This is a genomic window from Brevundimonas sp. GW821-FHT10A07 (assembly GCF_059415785.1).
Genome location: NZ_JBWKNX010000003.1, coordinates 80,058 through 101,065 on the forward strand (window position 1 = coordinate 80,058; position 21,008 = coordinate 101,065).

Sequence of the window (21,008 nt, forward strand, 5' to 3'; positions counted from 1 at the left end):
GCGACAATCCAGACCACCCCTGCCGGGTGAAAGGCTGAACGTCCGCTCCCCACCCGTTGCGGACATTCAATGCGTTCGCTCATATGTCTAGATGACGTTGTTCAATCTGCTGCCTGCTGGGCTGTTTGTCGCCGCAACGCTGGTCTTGAGCGGAGGCTCCGGCGAGCCCATGAGTGAACAGCAACGGTTTGTCGCTCGCGACGAAAAGGGGCAAGTCATCGCTACGGTGATCATGGAGCAGCCGCTTCCCGCTCACGACGCCAGCCTTACCTTCGATGGCCCGCCTGAACCGGGACACGCTGTTTTAGTCGAGCCAATGACTTTCGAGGATACAGGAGCTTTTCAATGCCACTGGTCCAAGCTCATCGCCATTTGCAAAACGGATGAACAAGAGCCTGCCGAGACCCGCCTAGTTGCAGGTGGCTATGTCCGTCGGCTCGATGCTGAGACTGTCATTGTATCCGACGTGCCCGGCGACGCTGCAGGCGATTTCGCAACTTTTCATGATGGTCGTCTTGTCGCGTTCGGAGTCCTGGATCAAACGGGCGCCACGGCTTGGCGATACGATGCACTCTAGGTCCGCTTCCCACCCGTTGCGGTCATTCGGAAAGTCTGCTTACGGACGGGCCGTAGCCACACCTTAGAGCGGCGGTCACTTGACTGGTTTGCGTGCCGTGATGCCGACCCATGGGCCTTGGACGCCATCATAACCGCCGCCCAAATATTCAGTGAGGGATTGAATGTCCCATTCGGCCGAGCGCCCATAGGCGGCGCGGACTTCGTCAGCCGTTAGATAGTTGAAGTAGCGCCCGAAGGCGTCACGCCCTTCGCAGCCGCCACCTTTGAAATTGGCGAAATGGGTTCCACCAGGCTTCAAGGCGCGAAATACGAGAGCCAGAACGCCCGGAAGCGCAGGACGGGGGACGTGCAGCAGGCTGGCATGCGCCCAGACGCCGTCGTACTCATCCACCGCATCGAGTTCATCGAACCGCATCACTCGGACCGGGCGACCTATTCGCTCTTCAGCCTTGCGGGCGATCTCTGGGACGCCATCGGTGGCGTCGAGTTTGAAGCCTCGGGCCAGCATTTCTTCGCTATCTCGACCGCCGCCGCAACCGAGTTCAAGAATGCGAGCTCCTGGCGCGAGAAGCCGAAGAAATGCGTCCAAGTGTCGGCTTGCGCCGCCCGGTCCGCTGGCTACGTACACTGGCGACGCATCGGCGTAAAAGCCAAGCGTCGCCTGATCGCGGGCGGCGTGATCGGACGATGTGGTCCCAAGCGCTTCCATGCTCGACGTTTACGCTTTGATTGCTCCCTGGGGCGATGACCCCAATCCACCCTTTGCGGACCCAATGAGGGTCCGCAAAGCCGATCGACCTCACTCCACCAACGGCGCCTGCCGCGGTTTCGCCAGTTCCCGCTGCCCCGCCGTCGACCGGCGCAGGATGCGCCGCGCCCACTGGGCCACGTCGTCGACGATGGTGAAGATGGCGGGGATGTAGAGCAGGGACAGGAAGGTCGAGGAGATCAGCCCGCCCAGCACGGCGATGGCCATGGGCGAGCGGAACTGCACGTCGGCCCCGATGCCCATGGCGATCGGCACCATGCCGGCGCCCATGGCGAAGGTGGTCATCAGGATGGGGCGCGCGCGCTTGTGCGCGGCGTCCATGATGGCCTCACGGCGCGGCATCCCGTCCTTTTCGGCCATGATGACATAGTCGACCAGCAGGATGGAGTTCTTGGCCGCGATCCCCATCAGCATCAGCACCCCGATCAGGGCCGACATGGAGAAGTTGGCGCCGCCGATGGCCAGGGCGATGAAGGCGCCGCCGATGGCCAGGGGCAGGGCCGCCATGATGGTGATCGGATAGGCGAAGCTTTTGAACAGCAGGGTCAGCACCGCATACATCAGCAGAATGCCCGAGGCGAAGGCGATGCCGAAGCCGGTCAGCATCTCCTGGATGAACTCCTCGTCGCCGGCCGGCACCTGCCGCACGCCGGCGGGCAGGTTCTGGACCGAGGGCAGGCGGTTGACCGCCACGCTCGCCGCGCCGGTGGTGATGCCGTCCAGTTCGGCGCTGATCGAGGCGATGCGCGACCGGTCCTGACGGGTGACGGTGGCCGGACCGGCGCCGAACTGGATGTCGGCGACGGCGCTCAGCGGCACCGAAGCCCCGCCCGTCGCCGGCACCCGCAGGTTCTCCAGCACGCTCAGGTCCTCGCGCGCCGCTTCGGTCAGCTGCAGCCGGATCGGGACCTGGCGGTCGCCCAGATTGTACTTGGGCAGGTTCTGGTCGACGTCGCCGATGGTGGCGACCCGCACCGCCTGGGAGATGGCGCCGGCCGACACGCCCGCCAGGGCGGCCTCGTCCGGACGCGGCGTGACCAGGATTTCGGGACGCGCGATGGCGGCCGAGTTGACGACATTGGCCAGACCCGACACGCCGCGCATCTCTTCCTCCACCTTGCGCGCCGCGGCGTTCAGGGCGACGGGATCGTCGCTCAGGATCGAGAAGGTGTAGGTGGTGCCGTCGCCGGGACCGCCGCCCTGCTGGCTTATGCCGGCGCGGATGCGGGCGCCGGGGATCTGTTTCATCTCGTCGACCATGACCCGCGCGAAGGCCTGCTGGCTCAGCTCGCGGTCGCCCTTGGGCACCATGTCGGCGTAGATATTGGCCTGGGTCACGTCCTGGCCGCCGACGGCGGCATAGACCGAGGTGACCTCGGGGCGGGCCTCCAGCTTGCGGGTGATCTGCTGCACCACGGCGTCGGTCTGGCGCAGGGTCGAGCCCGGCGGCAGTTCCACCTGGAAGGCCGCGCGCGCCGTGTCGCCGGGCGACATGAACTCGAACGACATCTTGGCCACGATCGAGGTCGCGATCGACCCGACCAGGAACAGGATGCCGATGATGAAGACCTTCCAGCGGTTGCCCAGGCACCAGTGCAGGGCCTTCAGATAGCCGCCCATCCAGAACGGGTCGCGATCCTCGTGGTGGGAGTGTTTCAGGATGAAGGCCGCCATCAGCGGCGTCAGGGTCCGCGCCACCAGCAGCGAGAAGGCCACGGAGACACAGGCCGCAAGCGCGAAGGCCTTGAAGAACTGGCCGATGATGCCGGGCATGAAGCCGACCGGCGCGAAGACGGCGATGATGGTGGCGGTGGTGGCCACGACCGCCAGACCGATCTCGTCCGCCGCCTCCAGCGAGGCGTCATAGGGCGGTTTGCCGTCGCGCATGTGGCGGACGATGTTCTCGATCTCCACGATGGCGTCGTCGACCAGAATGCCGATGGTCAGGGACAGGGCCAGCAGGGTGACGACGTTCAGCGACTGGTCCAGCGGGCCCAGGATGGCGAAGGTCGGGATCAGCGACATCGGCATGGCCGTCGCCGCGATCAGGGTGGCGCGCCAGTCGCGCAGGAAGATGAAGACGATGATGACGGCCAGGACGGCGCCCAGCAGCAGGGCCTCCAGCGAGGCCAGATAGCTCTCTTCGATCTCCTCGACGCTGGCCGTGACCTGGCTGATGGTCAGCTCGGGATGGGCCTCGTCGATCTTCTTGACCTCTTCGCGGACCTTTTCGGCGACCTTGACCTCGGACGCGGTGCGCGAGCGCAGGAAGTTGAAGGTGACGGCCTCCTGGCCGTTGTAGCGGGCCAGGCGGCGCGGTTCGCTCCACTTGTCCTCGACCGTGCCCAGATTATCCAGGCGCACGGTCTTGCCCTCGCCCAGCGGCACCAGGGTCTCGCGCAGCTGCGCCACCGAGGTGGCGGCGCCCAGGGTGCGGACGGCGCGCTCGGACCCGGCGATGGTGACGCGGCCGCCGGGCAGGTTGTTGTTGACGTTGGTCAGGGCCTGGCTGACCTCGGCCGCCGTGACGCCATAGGCGGCCAGCCGCTGCGGATCCAGCTCGACCCGCATTTCGCGGTCCACGCCGCCCGAGCGGTTGACCTGGCCCACGCCGCCCAGGGCCAGCAGGGCGCGGCTCATCTCGTTGTCGATGAACCAGCTGATCTGTTCCGGCGTCATGGTCGGCGAGCGGACCACATAGGTGATCAGGGCGTCGCCGGTGATGTCGATGCGCTGGACCCCCGGCTCCTGCATGTCCTGGGGCAGGCTGGCGCGCAGGCCGGTCATGGCGTTGCGCACGTCGTTGGTGGCCCGGTCGGTGTCCGTGCCCAGTTCGAACTCGATCACCGTCGTCGAGACGCCGTCGCTGATGTTCGAGGTGATGTGGCGCACGCCCGACAGGCCGGCCAGCGAGTCCTCGATCAGCCGCGTGACCTGGACCTCCATTTCCGCCGGGGCGGAGCCGGGGCGGGCGGCGGTGACATTGACCAGCGGGAAGTCGATGTCGGGGTTGGAGTTGATCCGCATCCCCATGAAGCCGACCACGCCGCCGAGGGTCAGCAGCAGGAACAGCAGGATGATCGGAATCGGGTTCTTGATCGCCCAGGACGAGATCTGGTTCATGGGTCGGTCCTACTTGGCCGCGGGCTGGGCGGCGGCGGGGCCAGCAGAACGGGCGCCGCCGGGGGCCTGGGCGACGTTGACGCGGTCGCCCTCGTTCAGGAAGCCCGCGCCGCTGACGATGACCTGGGCGCCGACATTGACGCCGGTGACGGCCGTCTGGGTGTCGGTCCGCGACAGGATGACGACCGGCTGGAAGTGAACCCGGCCGTCGGCGACCAGGGTGAAGACCCCCGGCTTGTTGTCGCGATACAGGACCGCGCCGGTGGGCACGGTGGTGGCGGGCTGGTCGCCGACGTCGATGTCGGCGCGGGCGAACATGCCCGGCCGCAGCTGGGCGCCGGGCGACAGCGAGATGCGGGCCAGGCCCAGGCGGGTGCTGGCGTTGACCTCGGGCGTGACGATCCGGACCGTGCCCGCGGTGGTTCCCGCCTCGCTGGAGGTCACGGTCGCCGACTGGCCGGCGCGGACCTGGGCCAGCTCGGTCTCGGGCACCTGGGCGTCCAGCTCCAGCCGGCCGTCGCGGACCATGCGGAACAGTTCGGTCCCGGCCGAGATGATCTGGCCCTTGGTCACGCTGCGGCTGATGATCAGGCCGGCGACGGGGGCGCGGATGGTGGCCTGGGCCAGATGGGTCTGGGTCTGGGCCAGGGTGGCGCGGGCGGCGGCCAGATTGGCGTTCGACGCGCGCTGATTGGCCAGGGCGGTGTCCAGCGAGGCCTGAGACAGGAAGCCGCGCGCCTTCAGCTGCTGCGCCCGCTCCAGCGCCGCGTCGTCGCGCGCCACATTGGCCTCGCCCAGCTGCACCTGGGCCTGCTGCTGGCGCAGTTGGGCGCGAAGCAGGACGTCGTTCATCTGCACCAGGACCTGGCCCTGACGCACGTAGGAGCCCTCATCGACATAGACGGCGACGGCGGTCAGGCCGCCGGTCTCGGCCGCGACCGGCACTTCCTCCCAGGCCGAGACGGTGCCCGAGGCGGTGACGGTGCGCCGCAGATTGGTCAGGGTCACGGTGGCGGCGGTGACGGTCTGGCGCGAGCCGCCGGCGGCCTTCTCCTCGGTCTTCTCATCGCCATGTCCGCCGCAACTGGCCAGCAGGAAGGCCGACAGGGCCATGGCGCCGAGGTTGAGAGCGTTTCGGGTCGTCTTGGACACGGGGAGTTCCTCGGTTGCAGGCCCCGGCTCGCGCCGGTTATCGGGAGGCGCGACCCATACCGCGTCCGCGAGCCGTTCTCAAACGCGGATACATATTGTTGCAAAGCCTTAATCTAGCACGGCCAGCGGGCGCGGATCGCCGCGCCCGCTGGTCCCGGACCTCTACGCGTGATAGGGCCGCGCGGATGACGACTCCCCCTATCTCGAACATTCGGAACTTCAGCGTGGTCGCGCACATCGACCACGGCAAATCCACCCTGTCCGACCGACTGATCCAGTTCACCGGCGGCCTGACCGCGCGCGAGATGTCCGAGCAGGTGCTCGACAATATGGATATCGAGAAGGAGCGGGGCATTACGATCAAGGCGCAGACGGTGCGCCTGAACTACCGCGCCAAGGACGGGCAGGACTATGTCCTGAACCTGATGGACACGCCGGGGCACGTGGACTTCGCCTATGAGGTCTCGCGCAGCCTGGCGGCGTGCGAGGGGTCGCTGCTGGTCGTGGATGCGTCGCAGGGGGTCGAGGCGCAGACGCTGGCCAACGTCTATCAGGCCATTGATAACAACCACGAGATCGTCCCCGTCCTGAACAAGGTCGATCTGCCGGCCGCCGAGCCCGAGCGGGTCCGGGCCCAGATCGAGGACGTCATCGGCATCGACGCCTCCGAGGCCGTGCTGTGCAGCGCCAAGTCCGGCATCGGCATCGAGGATGTCCTCGAAGCCATCGTCACCAAACTCCCTGCCCCCAAGGGCGACCCCGACGCCCCGCTGAAGGCCATGCTGGTCGACGCCTGGTACGACCCCTACCTCGGCGTCGTCGTCCTGGTCCGCGTCTTCGACGGGGTGCTGAAGACCGGCATGCGGGTCAAGATGATGCGCAACGGCTCGACCCACCTGATCGACCGCGTCGGCGTCTTCCTGCCCAAGAACACCCCGGTGGACCAGCTGGGCCCCGGCGAGGTCGGCTTCATCACCGCCCAGATCAAGGAAGTCGCCCACGCCGCCGTCGGCGACACCATCACCGACGAGAAGAAGCCGACCGCCGAACCGCTGAAGGGGTTCAAGGAGGTCCAGTCGGTGGTCTTCTGCGGCCTGTTCCCGGTCGACGCCGCCGACTTCGAGGACCTGCGCGCCGCCATCGGCAAGCTGCGGCTGAATGATGCGTCATTCACCTACGAGATGGAATCCAGCGCCGCCCTGGGCTTCGGCTTCCGCTGCGGCTTCCTGGGCCTGCTGCACCTCGAGATCATCCAGGAACGGCTGAGCCGCGAGTTCAACCTGGACCTGATCGCGACCGCCCCCTCGGTGGTCTACAAGATCGGCCTGCGCGACGGCTCCGAGATCGACCTGCACAACCCGGCCGACCTGCCCGACGTGATGCAGATCGAGACCATTTCCGAGCCCTGGATCAAGGCCACCATCCTGACCCCCGACGAATACCTCGGCAGCGTCATCAAGCTGTGCCAGGACCGCCGCGGCCAGCAGATCGAACTGTCCTACGTCGGCGCCCGCGCCATGGTGGTCTATGAGCTGCCGCTGAACGAGGTGGTGTTCGACTTCTACGACCGGCTGAAGTCGATCTCGAAGGGCTATGCCTCGTTCGACTACGAGATCACCGAATACAAGGTCGGCGACCTGGTGAAGATGAACATCCTGGTCAACGCCGAGCCGGTGGACGCCCTGTCCATGCTGGTCCACCGCGCCCGCGCCGAGACGCGCGGCCGGGGCATGGTCGAGAAGATGAAGGAACTGATCCCGCCCCACCTGTTCGTCATCCCGATCCAGGCGGCCATCGGCGGCAAGATCATCGCCCGCGAGACTGTCAGGGCGCTGCGCAAGGACGTGACGTCCAAATGCTACGGCGGCGACGCCACGCGGAAGAAGAAGCTGCTGGAGAAGCAGAAGGCCGGCAAGAAGAAGATGCGTCAGTTCGGCAAGGTCGAAATCCCGCAGGAAGCCTTCATCGCCGCCCTGAAGATGGACGAGGACTAAAAGACCTTCCCCCGCTTGCGGGGGAAGTGTCAGGTCGTGGCGCGTAGCGACACGCCTGACGATGGGGGGAGTTTTGCTTCTTTAAGAAGACTTCCCTCTCCGACCCTGGTTCGGCTGCGCCGAACGCCGGGCCACCTCTCCCGCAAGCGGGAGAGGGTCTTTCCAGCCCTGCCGTTCCCACCCGGTCTCGCCTCCGGCTCGACCCCCCTCCCCGGAACGGGGAGGGAGAGGAATTAGGAGCGCTGGCGGGTTTGAACTGACATATCGATTTGTGTGATTTCAGGCGCTTAACCCCGAAAATCATCGACTTTCCAGCCTGAGCATCTCCATGGCCCATACTGGCGGCATGGAAAGACGCAAATACAAGATTCAACCCGCCGAAGTCTGGGACAAGGTGCGCCAGGACTATCTGGCCGGACTGGGCGCCGAAGAGGTCGCGGCCAAATATGACGTGACCGCCCACGCCCTGCGCGCCCGCGCCACGCGCGACGGCTGGTCCCGCTATCTGCACGCTCCGGCCGAGCCGGTCGATCCGCCGCCCCCGCCGCCGAGCCTGTTCGACGTATCATCCGACGATGCGGCCGGCGGGGACCCGGCCGTCCTGGCCGAGGCCGCCGCCCAGGCCTCGGGCCGGGCCATGCGCGCCGGCCGGCTGTTGGAGGCGCGCGCCCTGGCGGGGCTGGCCGCCACCTATCGCAAGCTGGAGGCGCGGGGCGAGACGGCGCACGGGGCCATGACGGTCGAGAACGCGCCGCTGCAACTGGTGTACGACATATTGATGAACCCTCTGGCGGCGAGCGACCGATTGGCCATCCGCCCCGGCGCCGCCGACACCCATCTGGCGCTGAAAGAAGCCTACTGGACCCAGCAGCAGACCCTGGGTCAGAAGAACCAGGAGTTTCGGCACGCCCAGCTGCACCGGCGCGCGGCGCTGGACCGTCGGGTCGCCGCCCTGGAGGACCAGCTGAAGGCGGCCGGGATGGAGCCGGTCGCCGAGACGGAAAGCGACCGACGCATCCGCACCGGGGTCGATATGGTCATCGACTGCTGCGGCAAGGTCATGTCCGCGAAGGACTGGGACAAGACACTGGACGGGTTGTGAGCGGCGTCTTCCTTCTCCCCTTGCGGGAGAAGGTGGCCCGCAGGGCCGGATGAGGGGTCGGTTCGGCGTGAACCGTCAGGGCCGGTGAAACCCCTCATCCGTCAGCCTTCGGCTGCCACCTTCTCCCGCAAGGGGAGAAGGACGCCTTAATCGCGCGTCAGGCCTTCCTCCGTCGCCGCCACAATGGCCGACAGCACCGCTTCCCGCTGGTTCCCGATCATCCCATTCGCAAACCGCAGCACCCGGAACCCCTGTTCGCGCAGCCAGGCGTCCCGCTCGGCGTCCTCGATCCGGTCGTCATGCTGCGGCCCGTCCGCCTCGACGATCAGCCGATGCCTCAGACAGACGAAGTCGACGATATAGCGCCCGATCACCATCTGACGCCGAAACTTCAGCCCCGCCAGCCGCCGATCCCGCAACAGCCCCCACAGCCGCCGCTCATAATGGACGGGCTCGCGGCGCATCTGTTTGGCGCGGGATTGCAGCCAGTCGTCCATATTCAGATTGTGCGAAACGCTCGCCAAGATTGCACTCCTTCCTTTTCCCCTTGCGGGAGAAGGTGGTCGGAACGGCTAGGCAAGAGGCGTTATCTTAGTCCGTGTAGCGACGGATCGCCGTCTGATCGATCTGGTCTGCGGACACCAGCTTATAGTGCCGCTCGTCGATTATTCGGATTTCGTCGTCCTGGAGTGTCAGCTCGAACAAGGCGACAACGCCCTCTTCCATGAACTGCGCCGAGATGGCCCGACAGCGTAGGCCGGAGAATTTCTGCTCGACGAAGCGAATGTCCTGAGTGGTCTGGACGATGCCGATCTGGTCCTTGCCGCCCTTCGCCTGAACCGGAATGACGTAGTGACAGCCTCGCTTGTCAATTCCGACGTAGAGTTCGTCTATCTCGATCTGGCCGATGCCGTTGACCGTCGTGCGGAGGTGGTTTTGCAGACTGTAGGTCGTCAGTCCGAGGAAGGTGTCGATCAGACGATTGTAGCGCACTATGGCCAACAGGGCCTGTTCGTCGTCCAGCGCATAGGCGCGGATGAGTTCTGGTGTCGCGTCCGGGATCAATACCCGAACGAGATCGGGCCGTGGCAGGATGCGTTGGGTTTTGACAAGTCGGAAGCGATATCCGGCTCGACCGGCCCCTTCGATGATCCAGTTCCGGCCTTCGGGCTGAGTGGCCTTGATACTGTCTGGGTAATCTATTCGATACCTCAGCGCATAGATGACGTCGCCCAGGTTTTTGGGCAGCTTGATGTCCAGCGCCGCGGCGACGGTCTCAATTTCCTTGCGCGCAAATTCGAACGCCGTCGTTCCCGGCTCGAAATGATCGAAGAATATCTTCTCGATCAGGAGCTTGTATCTGTTCTCTCGGGGCGGAACCTTAGCCATGCGAAATCCGTGCGAGGGTGTTCGCCTCTTCTATCTCGCTCTGCTTCCGTTTCCGAGCGCCGCTTTTCTGATCGCGCCGCTGAGGTGTGAAGGTCTTGCCGAACAGTGCGGAAGCGTCCTTCATGCTGACCGAGACCAGCATCGGATCACCAAGCTTGACCGAGTGTTCGGGACGTTGAGCTTCGATGTCCATGGCTGCGATCAGCGAACTGGCTACCGCGCGTGCGAGAGGAGGCGGCACCGCATTCCCGACCTGCCTCGCTCCATGCCATTTGGTCTCGTGTAATCGGAACCAGTCTGGGAAACCGTGTAGGCGAGCCATCTCGCGAACGGTGACGCAGCGGTCGTGCTTGTAGTGGATAGGCCGAGGGCTGGTGAAGGCTCCACGCGCGGCGTCGGTGCCTGCTCGCAAGGTATTGGAGACGCCATCCGGCGGAAGGCGGAAGAAGCGAGAGATGGGTTCGACTTCGCCAGGAACCGTATTCGAGAAGCGCCGCCGAGAGATTTCGGTGTGCTCAGTCCGTGCGCTGGATGTTAGGACATTCGGTTCCCAGCATCGCACATATCCATAGTGCCAGCTGTCGCTGGTTCTGCAGCGCATCTCGGTCGCGTATTCGCTTGGCGTGCTCCACGAACTCGTCGCGACGCTGTCCGTCGCCATCAGGCGTTCGAATTTTTCCGCGTCGGGAAGGTCGCCCAATGCGTCCTTGCAGCTGGGTCCTTCCGGCAGTTTTGAAGTTTTGGACCCTGCCGGGCGAGTCGTGGCTTCAGGATAGCGGGGAAGCGGAAGCCCCTTCTTGGCACCCATCAGGATCAGGCGTTCGCGATTTTGCGGAACACCATATTGGGCGGCGTTGAGAACCTTCCAACGTTTCTCCACCGCGTAGCCGGCGTCGACGAACTCGGCGATCAGTTCTTCGAGAAACGCGCGATGACGACCGACCGTGATCCCCTTGACGTTCTCGAATACGAAGTAGGAGGCGTCCAACTCGCGGACGATCCGGACGAAATCCCGGACGAGCGCATTCCTTGGGTCGTCGAGTGCGCGCTTGCCGATCATCGAGAAGCCCTGACAAGGCGCGCCGCCGAAAACCACATCGACCTTGCGGTCGCCTAGGTTGGCGAGCTTGCGAATATCCTGCCCGGTCAGGTCTTGTACAGACCGGGCGATAACTGCCGCATCTGGGAAGTTGAACGCGTGGGCGGCAGCGTGGATCGGATCAATTTCCACCGCTGCGACGACGTCGAAACCTGCCTGTTCGAAGCCCAGGCTCATCCCGCCAACTCCGGCGAACAGATCGACTCCGATCGGACGATTCATAGGGGCTCCTTGCAGCGTGATTCAGCCAGCTTAACACCATTGTCGGCGCTGTCGATCGCCTTTTGTTCTTCAGATCGATTTCCGGTGGGGCGGCGCATACGGGTTACGCAAACCTGAAGTTGAGCCAGTGCAACAGAGGCAATCATTAGGCGACGACGAGGCGCAGATTGATCCGAAGCTTAGCCTCCTGCTTCCTTCTCCCCTTGCGGGAGAAGGTGGCCCGCAGGGCCGGATGAGGGGTCGGTTTGGCGTGGATCGTGAGGAGCGGTGAAAACCCCTCATCCGACCTCGCTTCGCTCGGCCACCTTCTCCCGCAAGGGGAGAAGGAAGCGGGAGCGCCCCCTACAACCGCCCCTTCCTAAACGCCTCCGCCTTCTCCGCCGCCGCTTCCGCGCGCCACTTCTTCGGCGCCGACCGGTCCACCTCTTCCCCCGCCCCCGTCAGGGCCTCGTTGGCGAATTCCAGGTCCAGCAGTTTCATGCGCTTGATCTCGTCGCGCAGGCGGCCGGCTTCCTCGAACTCCAGGTTGGAGGCGGCTTCGCGCATGCGGCCTTCCAGGTCCTTGAGCGCGGCCTGGAAGTTTGAGCCGACGAAGGGTTTGGAGGCTTCGGCGACGCCGGGGCGGGTCAGGCGGTCCATTTCGCGGGACTCATAGGGGCTGTCCATCAGCTCCTTGATGTCGCGCTTGACGCTTTCGGGCGTGATGCCGTGTTCGGTGTTGTAGGCCATCTGGCGTTCGCGGCGGCGGTCGGTCTCGGCGATGGCGCGCTCCATACTGCCGGTCATGCGGTCGGCGTACAGGATGACGCGGCCGTCGATGTTGCGCGCGGCGCGGCCGATGGTCTGGATCAGCGACGTCTCGGAGCGCAGGAAGCCCTCCTTGTCCGCGTCCAGGATGGCGACCAGGCCGCACTCGGGGATGTCCAGCCCCTCGCGCAGCAGGTTGATGCCGATCAGGCAGTCGAAGGATCCCAGACGCAGGTTGCGCAGGATCTCGATCCGCTCCAGCGTATCGACGTCGGAGTGCATGTAGCGGACGCGGATCCCCTGTTCATGCATGTATTCGGTCAGGTCCTCGGCCATCTTCTTGGTCAGGGTGGTGACCAGGCTGCGGTAGCCGGCGCGGGTGGTGGCCTTGACCTCGTCGATGACGTCGTCGACCTGGTTGCGGGTCTGGCCCGAGACCGGGCGGATCTCGACGGGGGGGTCGATCAGGCCGGTGGGGCGGATGACCTGTTCGACGAAGACGCCGCCGGCCTGGTCCATCTCCCAGGCGCCGGGGGTGGCGCTGACGTGCACCGTCTGGGGGCGCATGGCCTCCCATTCCTCGAACTTCAGCGGGCGGTTGTCGATGCAGGAGGGCAGGCGGAAGCCGTATTCGGCCAGGGTGGATTTGCGGCGGTAGTCGCCGCGGAACATGCCGTTGATCTGGCCGATGGTGACGTGGCTCTCGTCCACGAACAGCAGGGCGTTGTCGGGGATGTATTCGAAGAAGGTGGGCGGGGGCTCGCCGGGGGCGCGGCCGGTCAGCCAGCGGGAATAGTTCTCGATGCCGGCGCAGCTGCCGGTGGCCTCCATCATCTCCAGGTCGAAACGGGTGCGTTGCTCCAGCCGCTGGGCTTCGAGCAGTTTGCCGTTCTCGATCATCCAGTCCAGCGTCTCCTTCAGCTCGGCCTTGATGCCCTGGGTGGCCTGGTTCAGCGTGGGGCGCGGGGTCACATAGTGGCTGGCGGCGTAGACGGTGATCTCGGTCAGGTCGGCGGTCTTCTTGCCGGTCAGGGGGTCGAACTCCTGGATCGCCTCCAGTTCGTCGCCGAACAGGCTGATGCGCCAGGCGCGGTCCTCAAGGTGGACCGGGAAGATCTCGATGACGTCGCCGCGCTTGCGGAACATGCCGCGGTCGAAGTTCAGGTCGTTGCGCTTGTACTGCAGCGCGATCAGATCGGCCCGCAGCTTCCCCTCGTCGATCTGGTCCCCGACCTTCAGGGTGAAGGTCATGGCCGTATAGGTCTCCACCGACCCGATGCCGTAGATGCAGGAGACGGAGGCGACGACGATCACATCCTCCCGCTCCAGGATCGCCCGCGTCGCCGAGTGCCGCATCCGGTCGATCTGCTCATTTATGGACGAGTCTTTCTCGATATATGTATCAGTTCTTGGTACATATGCTTCCGGCTGGTAGTAATCGTAGTAGCTGACGAAATATTCGACGGCGTTGTCCGGGAAGAATGACTTGAACTCGGAATAGAGCTGGGCGGCCAGGGTCTTGTTGGGGGCCAGGATCAGGGCCGGGCGCTGGGTCTGTTCGATGACCTTGGCCATGGTGAAGGTCTTGCCCGAGCCGGTGACGCCCAGCAGCACCTGATCGCGGTCGCCCGCCTCGGCCTGGGCGACCAGTTCGGCGATGGCGGAGGGCTGGTCGCCGGCGGGGGTGTATTGGGTCTCCAGCCGGAAGCGGCCGCCCTTCTTCTTGCCCTCGTGCGAGGGGCGGTGGGGCACCCAGTCGGCGGGCGCGGCGACCGGCTCCTCCGGCGTCAGGCGCGGGCCGGTGACGGGAGCGAACATCGGCATCTTGCCCGTATCCCGCTTGAAGGCGGCGGCGGCCTCGCGCACGCCGGGGTCAGGCGTGTGCACGGGCTTGGCGGGTTTGGCGGCGGGCTTCGGCGTCGAAGAACGGTTCATGAACAGAACTTAGTGCGCAGGAAGGGGCGGCGCCAGAGAGGGGGCTTGCGGCGGTGACTGGCCGGTTCAAGGCCTAAAAATGGCGACAAAGCGGCGTGATGTGGAAGTAAAATGCTTCAATACGCCGCAACATGTGACCTGTCGCGCCCAATTTCTCCATTTTTCGTACAATTATGCGACTTTTTGGTTGCGGAGTGTAAAACGTGTGCCTAACAAGGTCATATAACGGATGTATTTAATATACCGTCGGTATATATCCGCGATATCTAGCTGTTTCCCTAAGTATTGTTCAATACTGTTTGTGAATGAGGCGTATGCGTACTCGTAAAAATTACCTTCTGTCGTCGACTGTGGTCGGCGGAATTGTGGCGGCTTCGCTGTCCATGTTTTCAGCGCCTGTCGCGATGGCTCAAGACGCCACCGTTACTCAGGCTGATGAGTCCGCAAGCGTCGAAGACATCGTCGTCATCGGCTCCCGTATTCGCCGTGACAACTATAACGCCCCGTCGCCGACCCAGGTCGTGACGCGCGAAGAGGCGACCCTGCAGGGCTTCGCCTCGACCACGGAGGCGCTGCAGAGCACGGCCGTCACCGGCGGCACCTCGCAGATCAACAACTCGTACGGCGGCTACGTCACCAACGGCGGCCCCGGCGCCAACACCATCGGCCTGCGCGGCATGAGCCCGAGCCGCACCCTGGTGCTGCTGAACGGCCGTCGCGTTTCGCCGGCCGGTTCGCGCGGTTCGGTCGGCGCGGCCGACCTGAACGTGCTGCCGACCGCCATCATCGACCGCGTCGAAGTGCTGCGTGACGGCGCCTCGTCGGTCTATGGTTCGGACGCCGTCGCCGGCGTGGTCAACATCCAGACCCGCAACAACTTCGAAGGCGTCACCTTTGAAGGCCAGCGCAACGAGCCGTTGGAAGCCAATGGCGCGGGCGGTTCGACCCGTCTGTCGCTGACGGCGGGCGTCCGTGCAGACCGCTGGCGCGCCGCCGGTTCGGTCGAACGCTACGAGCGTGACGAACTGACCCTGCGCGACCGCGAGTTCACGCGCTGCCAGACCGACGGCTTCCGCAACGGCCAGGACTATATCGACCCGCTGACCGGCCAGTCGAAATGCTATCCGATCACCACGACCGGCTCGAACGGCGTGACGATCAACACCGTCGCCCTGGGCGTGGAGGGTCCGCCCAGCGCCAGCGGCGCCCGGACGTTCATCGGCACGGCGGGCGTCGGCGCGCCCGGTTCCGTCGGGACGGTGTTCAATCGCTGGCGTCCGAACGCGGGCGTCGCCGGCGGCGTGCCCGGGTTTGAAGGCGTGGGCGGCCCCGGCAACGACCTCAACGTCCGCGACACCTTCGAAGACCGGATGCTGAACGAGTCGCTGATCTCGCCGGTGGACATCACCACCCTGTACGGCGAAGTCGGCTATGACCTTCACGCCCTGGGCAACGCCGAGGTCTATGGCGAAGCCCTGTTCAACCAGCGCAAGTCGTCGCAGACCGGCTATCGCCAGCTCTCGCTGGACTACGCCAAGGGCAGCCCGCTGATCCCGGATAGCCTGGCGTTCAGCACGATCTCGGGCGATCAGGGCCTGAACAAGGGCCAGGATGTCGGCGCCCGCGCCTTCATCGGCTTCGGCAACGACCATTCCGAACAGGAAGTGGACTTCGGCCGCTATGTCGCCGGCATCAAGGGCGACCTGTTCCTGCCGGAATGGCGCTATGACGCCTACGTCAGCTATTCGCGGTCCAAGTCGACCTACACCAGCGAACAGTTCCTGACCGATCGCATGATCGAGTCGCTGGACGTGGTGGAAACGGCGCCCGGCCAGTTCCAGTGCGCCCAACTGGCTTCGAACCCCGGCTGCGTCGCCGCACCCGCCCTGAACGCCCAGACCATCCGTGGCGCCTTGCCGCAGGACTGGGTCGACTATGTCTTCCGTCCGGTGACCGGCACGACCGAGTTCACCGAAAAAGTGGTCAGCATCGGCATCGACGGCCCGCTGTTCAGCCTGCCTGCCGGCCGCGTCATGGGCTTCTTCGGCGCCGAATGGCGTGAGTCCGAAATCGACGACACGCCGGGCCTGGATAGCCAGCTGGGCAACACCTACAACTTCTCGACCTCGGCCATCACGCGCGGCTCGGATTCGGTGAAGGAAGTGTTCGGCGAAATCGAAGCGCCGATCCTGGTCGACCTGCCGGGCGTGCGCGAACTGACCCTGAACGGGTCGTTCCGCTACACCGACTATGACTCGTACGGCGACGACACGACCTACAAGGTCGGTCTGGTCTATCGTCCGATCGACTGGGTCACGGTTCGCGGCACCTACGGCACCTCGTACCGCGCCCCGGCGCTGTTCGAACAGTTCGTCGGCGCCACCACCGGCTTCCTGTCGAACACCAACGACCGCTGCAACAACTACGGCGCGCCGGGCGTGAACCCGAACCGCGTCGCCAACTGCACGGCCGAAGGCCTGGCGGGCGACTTCCAGTCGACCAACAGCGTCACGGTGATCACCGCAGGCGGCGCAGACGCCGGCCTGGCGGCCGAAACCTCGACCAACATGACCGTCGGCCTAGTCGTCCAGCCGCCGCTGCCCTCGGGCTGGGGCGATCTGGCCTTCGCCGTCGATTATTACGAGATCGAGGTCGAGAACGGCGTGTCGCGCACCGGTGCAGCCCAGATCCTGACCCGCTGCTATGACTCCAACCCGGCCGACTTCGCGGCCGACGCCGGCTTCTGCCGACTGGTCACGCGCGATGCGGCGGACAACAGCCTCACGGTCCGCGACAGCTACGTCAACCTGGCGACGGACAATGTGAAAGGCCTGGATTACACGGTCCGTTATCGCAAGGACGTCGGCCCCGGCACGGCGTTGTTCAACCTGGCGATCACCCAGTACACGGAAATCTCGAACAAGCTGTTCGCCGAAGATCCGCTGGAAGACTACACCGGCATGATCGACAATCCGGAGTTCACCGGAACGGCCGACGTCTCCTACGCTTGGGACAAGTGGCGCGTGCGCTACGGTGTCGAATGGATCCAGGGTGCCGACAGCTACGCCTACTACGGGGAAGATCCGGCTACGTCGGACTACGACCTCGCGACCGATGACTACTGGCTGCACAACACTTCGGTCCAGTATGCGTCCGATGGTTGGACCGCCACGCTCGGCGTTCGCAACCTGTTCAACGACAACCCGCCGACCATCTCGTCGGGCGTGTACAACCGGGTCGGCAACGCCCCGCTGTACTCGGGCTATGACTACCTGGGCCGCACGGCCTTCGTGAACCTGACCAAGTCCTTCTAAGGACGACCAGACTGAAACAAATGGGGCGGCGGACCTACGGTCCGTCGCCCTTATTTCGTTGATCTCGACGCCTGCCGACAAACTTGCGTTTCGATTGTGGCGAAAACAATTTCGTCGCTGTCATGAACGCCGGAATCCGTCTCGCTGAAGATGAGAAGAAGTCCAACATTGTCTCACTAATCGGATTAATTTTCTAACTTGGCCAGCTGGCAAGCAATGACGTTCGATGAATGGCCTGATTTGACGTCAAATTTTCAACACGCTTCTGTCACGATTGTGTGGCGAAAATGTAACTTTGTTGCGTGGAAAGTGGCGAGAAGGCGACCATATCTCTGTCGCATTGTGTCGGCCGCCCTATAAGAGCGTCATCGGTCTGCCCGTTTCGACGAGGCGACGCGTGATGATTTGAAAGAGGGGCGCACTGAGTATGCTGAAATTCAAGAACCAATTGCTGGGTTCGACCATGGTCGCGGGCCTAGCGGCTGCGGCTGTGATCGGCTTCGCGCCGACGGCGTTCGCACAGTCGACGCCAACCACCACAGATGAGGTGGATGAAGCCGCCACTGTCGAAGAAGTGGTGGTCGTCGGCTCGCGCCTGCGCCGCGACAACTATAACTCGCCCTCGCCGGTTCAGGTGGTGACGCGCGACGAAACTACGCTGGCTGGTTTCGCCTCGACCACGGATGTCCTGCAGGGCACCGCCATCTCCGGCGGTACGGACCAGATCAACAACGCCTACGGCGGCTATGTCACCAACGGCGGTCCGGGTGCCAACACCCTGTCGCTGCGCGGCCTGGGCGCCACCCGCACCCTGATCCTGCTGAACGGCCGTCGCGTTGCGCCGGCGGGTTCGCGCGGTTCGGTGGGTTCGGCCGACCTGAACGTGCTGCCCTCGGCCATGGTCGAGCGTATCGAAGTCCTGAAGGACGGTGCCTCGTCGATCTATGGTTCCGACGCCGTCGCCGGTGTCGTCAACATCATAACCCGCAACAACATCGACGGGATCAACCTTGAGGCGCAGTATAACGCCCCGCTCGACGCAGATGGCGAAGGCCAGCAAGGTCGCGTATCGATCGTCGCCGGCACCAACGGTGATCGTTGGCACGTCGCCGGTTCGGCCGAGTATATGAACCGCGAGGAAATGACCTTGGGCGCGCGCGACTGGGCGCGTTGCGCGGTCGATGGCTACGCTGACGGTTCGGACTTCATCGATCCGATGACCGGCAAGCCGAAATGCTACACGATCGACGGTGGCGGCGTCACCATCAACACCATCGGCACCAGTGCATTGGCCGGCGTCGCTGGTCCGGGCAATACCTCGACAGCCAGTACTTTCACGCGCTGGCGGCCGAACTCGGCTGTAACGACGGGCCTCGTCGGGTTCGAAGGCGTGGGCTATTACGACCGCGACAGCTTCGAAGAGGACATGCTGAAGGAGTCGCTGATGTCGCCGGTTACGGTGACGACGCTGTACACCGAAGGCGCCTATGATTTGCAGGCTCTGGGCAATGCGGAGCTGTATGGCGAAGTCCTGTTCAACCGCCGTGAGTCGTCGCAAGTCGGCTATCGTCAACTCGCTCTCGACTACTACCGCGGTAACCTGTTGATCCCGTCCAGCCTGACGGCTTCGAACTTCTCTGCCAATCAGGGCCTGAGCCCAACCACAGGTCCGGCGGCCAACGCCCGCGTCGGCGTTCGCGCCTTCATCGGTTATGGCACGTACGACAGCGAACAGACCGTCGATTTCAATAAGGAAGTCGTGGGCATTCGTGGCGACTTCATCGTGCCCAACTGGCGATATGATGCTTATGCCAGCTATACGAAGTCCAAGTCGGAGTACATGTACGAGCAGTTCATCACGGACCTGCTGCAGAACTCGCTGGACGTGGTCATCGCGCCGGCCGGCACCCCGGCGAGCTTGACGCGCACGGGCGTTCTGTCCACCGGCGTGACCGGGACCGTGACCTGCCGGGTCAACATCACCGATCCGACGGCGGGCTGTATTCCGGCGCCCTTCCTGACGTCGGCCACGGTCGGCGGCGATTTGCCGGAGGATTGGAAGAACTATGTCTTCCGCCCGATCACCGGCACCACGGAATATACTGAGAAGGTCGTCAGCGTCGGTCTGGATGGTCCGCTCTTCACCCTGCCTGCTGGTGAGGTTTCGGCCTTCATCGGTGCAGAATGGCGTGAAGCCTCAATCGACGACACGCCCGCCCTGGATATGCAGAATTCCAATATCTATGGCTTCTCGACCGCAGGCATCACGCGCGGTTCGGATCAGGTTTGGGAAGTGTTCGGTGAGTTGGAGGCGCCGCTTCTGGCCAACCTGCCCTTCGCTCAGGCCCTGACCCTGAGCGCTTCGGCCCGCTACACCGACTATGAATCGTATGGCGAAGACACGACCTACAAGGTCGGTCTGGTCTATACGCCGGTGAACTGGCTTTCGCTGCGCGGCACCTACGGCACGTCGTATCGCGCGCCTGCGCTGTTCGAACAGTTTGTCGGCGCCACCAGTGGCTTTATCTCTGGGGCGAACGATCCCTGTTCGGAACTGACGCCGAACGATCCTGCCGCTGTTGTCGCTAACTGCGCCGCCGAAGGTCTGGGGTCGACTTTCGTTCAAACCAGCAGCGTTCGCGTGGTCACCTCGGGCGGCGCGGCTGCCGGTCTTGAGGCGGAAACCTCCGACAACATGACTGTTGGCGCCATCTTCCAGCCGACCCTGCCGTCGGGATGGGGCGATCTGTCGTTCGCAGTCGACTATTATGAAATCCAGATCGACAATGGCGTGTCTCGGATCGGCTCCGGCGCGATCATGAGCTTCTGCTATAACTCGTCGGCGTCTGATTTCGCTTCGGACTCGGGCTATTGCGCCCTGGTTGATCGCAATGCCAGCACCAACTCTCTCACCGTCTATGACAGCTACGTCAACGTCGCGACGGATGTGGTGAAGGGCCTGGATTACACGGCTCGGTATCGCCGTGATTTCGGACCGGGCACCGCCCTGTTCAATCTGAACGTAACTCAGATGACCGAGCGCTACAGCACGCTGTTTGCCGACGACCCCATCTATGATGATGTCGGCACCATCGGCACGCCCGAGTTTTCGGCCACCTTCGACGCCACCTATTCGTGGGATAACTGGCGCGTTCGTTACGGGCTTGAGTGGATCGCAGCGTCCGGCTACGAAGACTACTACCAGAACCGTTACGGCGCATCCCTGATCAATGACTACGGGATCGATACTGAAGTTGACGACTACTACCTGCACAGTGCATCCATACAGTACCGCACTGAAGAATGGTCTGTGACGGCGGGTGTCCGCAACCTGCTTAACGAAGATCCGCCCTATATCACGACCGGGTACGCGAGCCGCGTCGGTAATGTGCCGTTGTCTTCGAGCTACGACTACTTTGGCCGCTCGGCCTTCATCAACCTGACGAAGTCGTTCTAAGTCGAACGCCCTTTTTCCCGGGCTGAAATAGGGGCGGCGGACTTCGGTCCGCCGCCCTTTTTTGTGCCCATGACGTTAGAGAGCCCCCCGCCGCCGCTTGACACTCTCGCACAGTATGTCTCATAC

11 protein-coding genes and 1 pseudogene are annotated in these 21,008 nt (G+C 64.2%); 5 read left to right on the top strand and 7 right to left on the bottom strand.

The annotated features are described in order from the left end of the window. Window positions 1-91 precede the first annotated feature (91 nt). Window positions 92-577, top strand: coding sequence for a hypothetical protein (locus AC07NC_RS03375; RefSeq protein WP_494568581.1), 486 nt, complete (start codon window positions 92-94; stop codon window positions 575-577). Between the two features lie 75 nt (window positions 578-652). Here AC07NC_RS03375 and AC07NC_RS03380 read toward each other — a convergent pair whose 3' ends face one another. From AC07NC_RS03380 to AC07NC_RS03390, 3 genes are all read right to left on the bottom strand, one after another. Next, a complete protein-coding gene (locus AC07NC_RS03380) occupies window positions 653-1,288 on the bottom strand; it encodes a class I SAM-dependent methyltransferase (RefSeq protein WP_494568582.1) in 636 nt (211 codons plus the stop codon). Window positions 1,289-1,378: 90 nt separating this feature from the next. Next, window positions 1,379-4,471 (bottom strand): efflux RND transporter permease subunit, encoded by a 3,093-nt coding sequence (locus tag AC07NC_RS03385; protein WP_494568583.1) that lies wholly within the window; start codon window positions 4,469-4,471, stop codon window positions 1,379-1,381. Between the two features lie 9 nt (window positions 4,472-4,480). Beyond that, on the bottom strand, window positions 4,481-5,623 hold the full coding sequence (locus AC07NC_RS03390; protein ID WP_494568584.1) for an efflux RND transporter periplasmic adaptor subunit: 1,143 nt from the start codon (window positions 5,621-5,623) through the stop codon (window positions 4,481-4,483). Window positions 5,624-5,808: 185 nt separating this feature from the next. On the opposite strand from AC07NC_RS03390, the gene lepA reads away from it, so the two are divergent. After that, entirely contained in the window at window positions 5,809-7,617 is a 1,809-nt protein-coding gene (gene lepA / locus AC07NC_RS03395; RefSeq protein WP_040349737.1) for a translation elongation factor 4, read from the top strand. A gap of 328 nt (window positions 7,618-7,945) precedes the next feature. Next, a complete protein-coding gene (locus AC07NC_RS03400; RefSeq protein ID WP_292149274.1) occupies window positions 7,946-8,719 on the top strand; it encodes a hypothetical protein in 774 nt (257 codons plus the stop codon). 223 nt (window positions 8,720-8,942) lie between these two features. Here AC07NC_RS03400 and AC07NC_RS03405 read toward each other — a convergent pair. The 4 genes and pseudogenes from AC07NC_RS03405 to uvrB all read right to left on the bottom strand — a co-directional run. After that, window positions 8,943-9,159 (bottom strand): annotated as a pseudogene (locus AC07NC_RS03405) (DUF559 domain-containing protein); the annotation flags it as partial. 151 nt (window positions 9,160-9,310) lie between these two features. After that, window positions 9,311-10,108, bottom strand: a complete 798-nt coding sequence (locus AC07NC_RS03410) for an endonuclease (protein ID WP_291548178.1) — start codon at window positions 10,106-10,108, stop codon at window positions 9,311-9,313. Next, window positions 10,101-11,429, bottom strand: a complete 1,329-nt coding sequence (locus tag AC07NC_RS03415) for a DNA cytosine methyltransferase (protein ID WP_291548177.1) — start codon at window positions 11,427-11,429, stop codon at window positions 10,101-10,103. The genes AC07NC_RS03410 and AC07NC_RS03415 overlap by 8 nt, the downstream gene beginning before the upstream one ends. Window positions 11,430-11,771: 342 nt before the next feature. Continuing rightward, window positions 11,772-14,111, bottom strand: coding sequence for an excinuclease ABC subunit UvrB (gene uvrB / locus AC07NC_RS03420; protein ID WP_494568585.1), 2,340 nt, complete (start codon window positions 14,109-14,111; stop codon window positions 11,772-11,774). Between the two features lie 404 nt (window positions 14,112-14,515). On the opposite strand from uvrB, the gene AC07NC_RS03425 reads away from it, so the two are divergent. Next, complete coding sequence (locus AC07NC_RS03425; protein ID WP_494568586.1) at window positions 14,516-17,425, top strand: TonB-dependent receptor domain-containing protein; 2,910 nt, start codon at window positions 14,516-14,518, stop codon at window positions 17,423-17,425. Window positions 17,426-17,852: 427 nt separating this feature from the next. Further along, window positions 17,853-20,882 carry a TonB-dependent receptor domain-containing protein gene (locus AC07NC_RS03430; protein ID WP_494568587.1) on the top strand — a complete coding sequence of 1,010 codons (3,030 nt, stop codon included), beginning with the start codon at window positions 17,853-17,855 and terminating at the stop codon, window positions 20,880-20,882. The last annotated feature ends 126 nt before the right edge of the window (window positions 20,883-21,008 follow it).

Excerpts from the sequence above, each read along its gene's own strand:
- AC07NC_RS03425 (WP_494568586.1), top strand. The coding sequence starts at position 14,516 with ATGGCTCAAGACGCCACCGTTACTCAGGCTGATGAGTCCGCAAGCGTC.
- lepA (WP_040349737.1), top strand. The coding sequence starts at position 5,809 with ATGACGACTCCCCCTATCTCGAACATTCGGAACTTCAGCGTGGTCGCG.
- AC07NC_RS03385 (WP_494568583.1), bottom strand. The coding sequence starts at position 4,471 with ATGAACCAGATCTCGTCCTGGGCGATCAAGAACCCGATTCCGATCATC.
- AC07NC_RS03415 (WP_291548177.1), bottom strand. The coding sequence starts at position 11,429 with ATGAATCGTCCGATCGGAGTCGATCTGTTCGCCGGAGTTGGCGGGATG.
- AC07NC_RS03430 (WP_494568587.1), top strand. The coding sequence starts at position 17,853 with ATGCTGAAATTCAAGAACCAATTGCTGGGTTCGACCATGGTCGCGGGC.
- AC07NC_RS03375 (WP_494568581.1), top strand. The coding sequence starts at position 92 with ATGACGTTGTTCAATCTGCTGCCTGCTGGGCTGTTTGTCGCCGCAACG.
- AC07NC_RS03410 (WP_291548178.1), bottom strand. The coding sequence starts at position 10,108 with ATGGCTAAGGTTCCGCCCCGAGAGAACAGATACAAGCTCCTGATCGAG.
- AC07NC_RS03380 (WP_494568582.1), bottom strand. The coding sequence starts at position 1,288 with ATGGAAGCGCTTGGGACCACATCGTCCGATCACGCCGCCCGCGATCAG.
- uvrB (WP_494568585.1), bottom strand. The coding sequence starts at position 14,111 with ATGAACCGTTCTTCGACGCCGAAGCCCGCCGCCAAACCCGCCAAGCCC.
- AC07NC_RS03400 (WP_292149274.1), top strand. The coding sequence starts at position 7,946 with ATGGCCCATACTGGCGGCATGGAAAGACGCAAATACAAGATTCAACCC.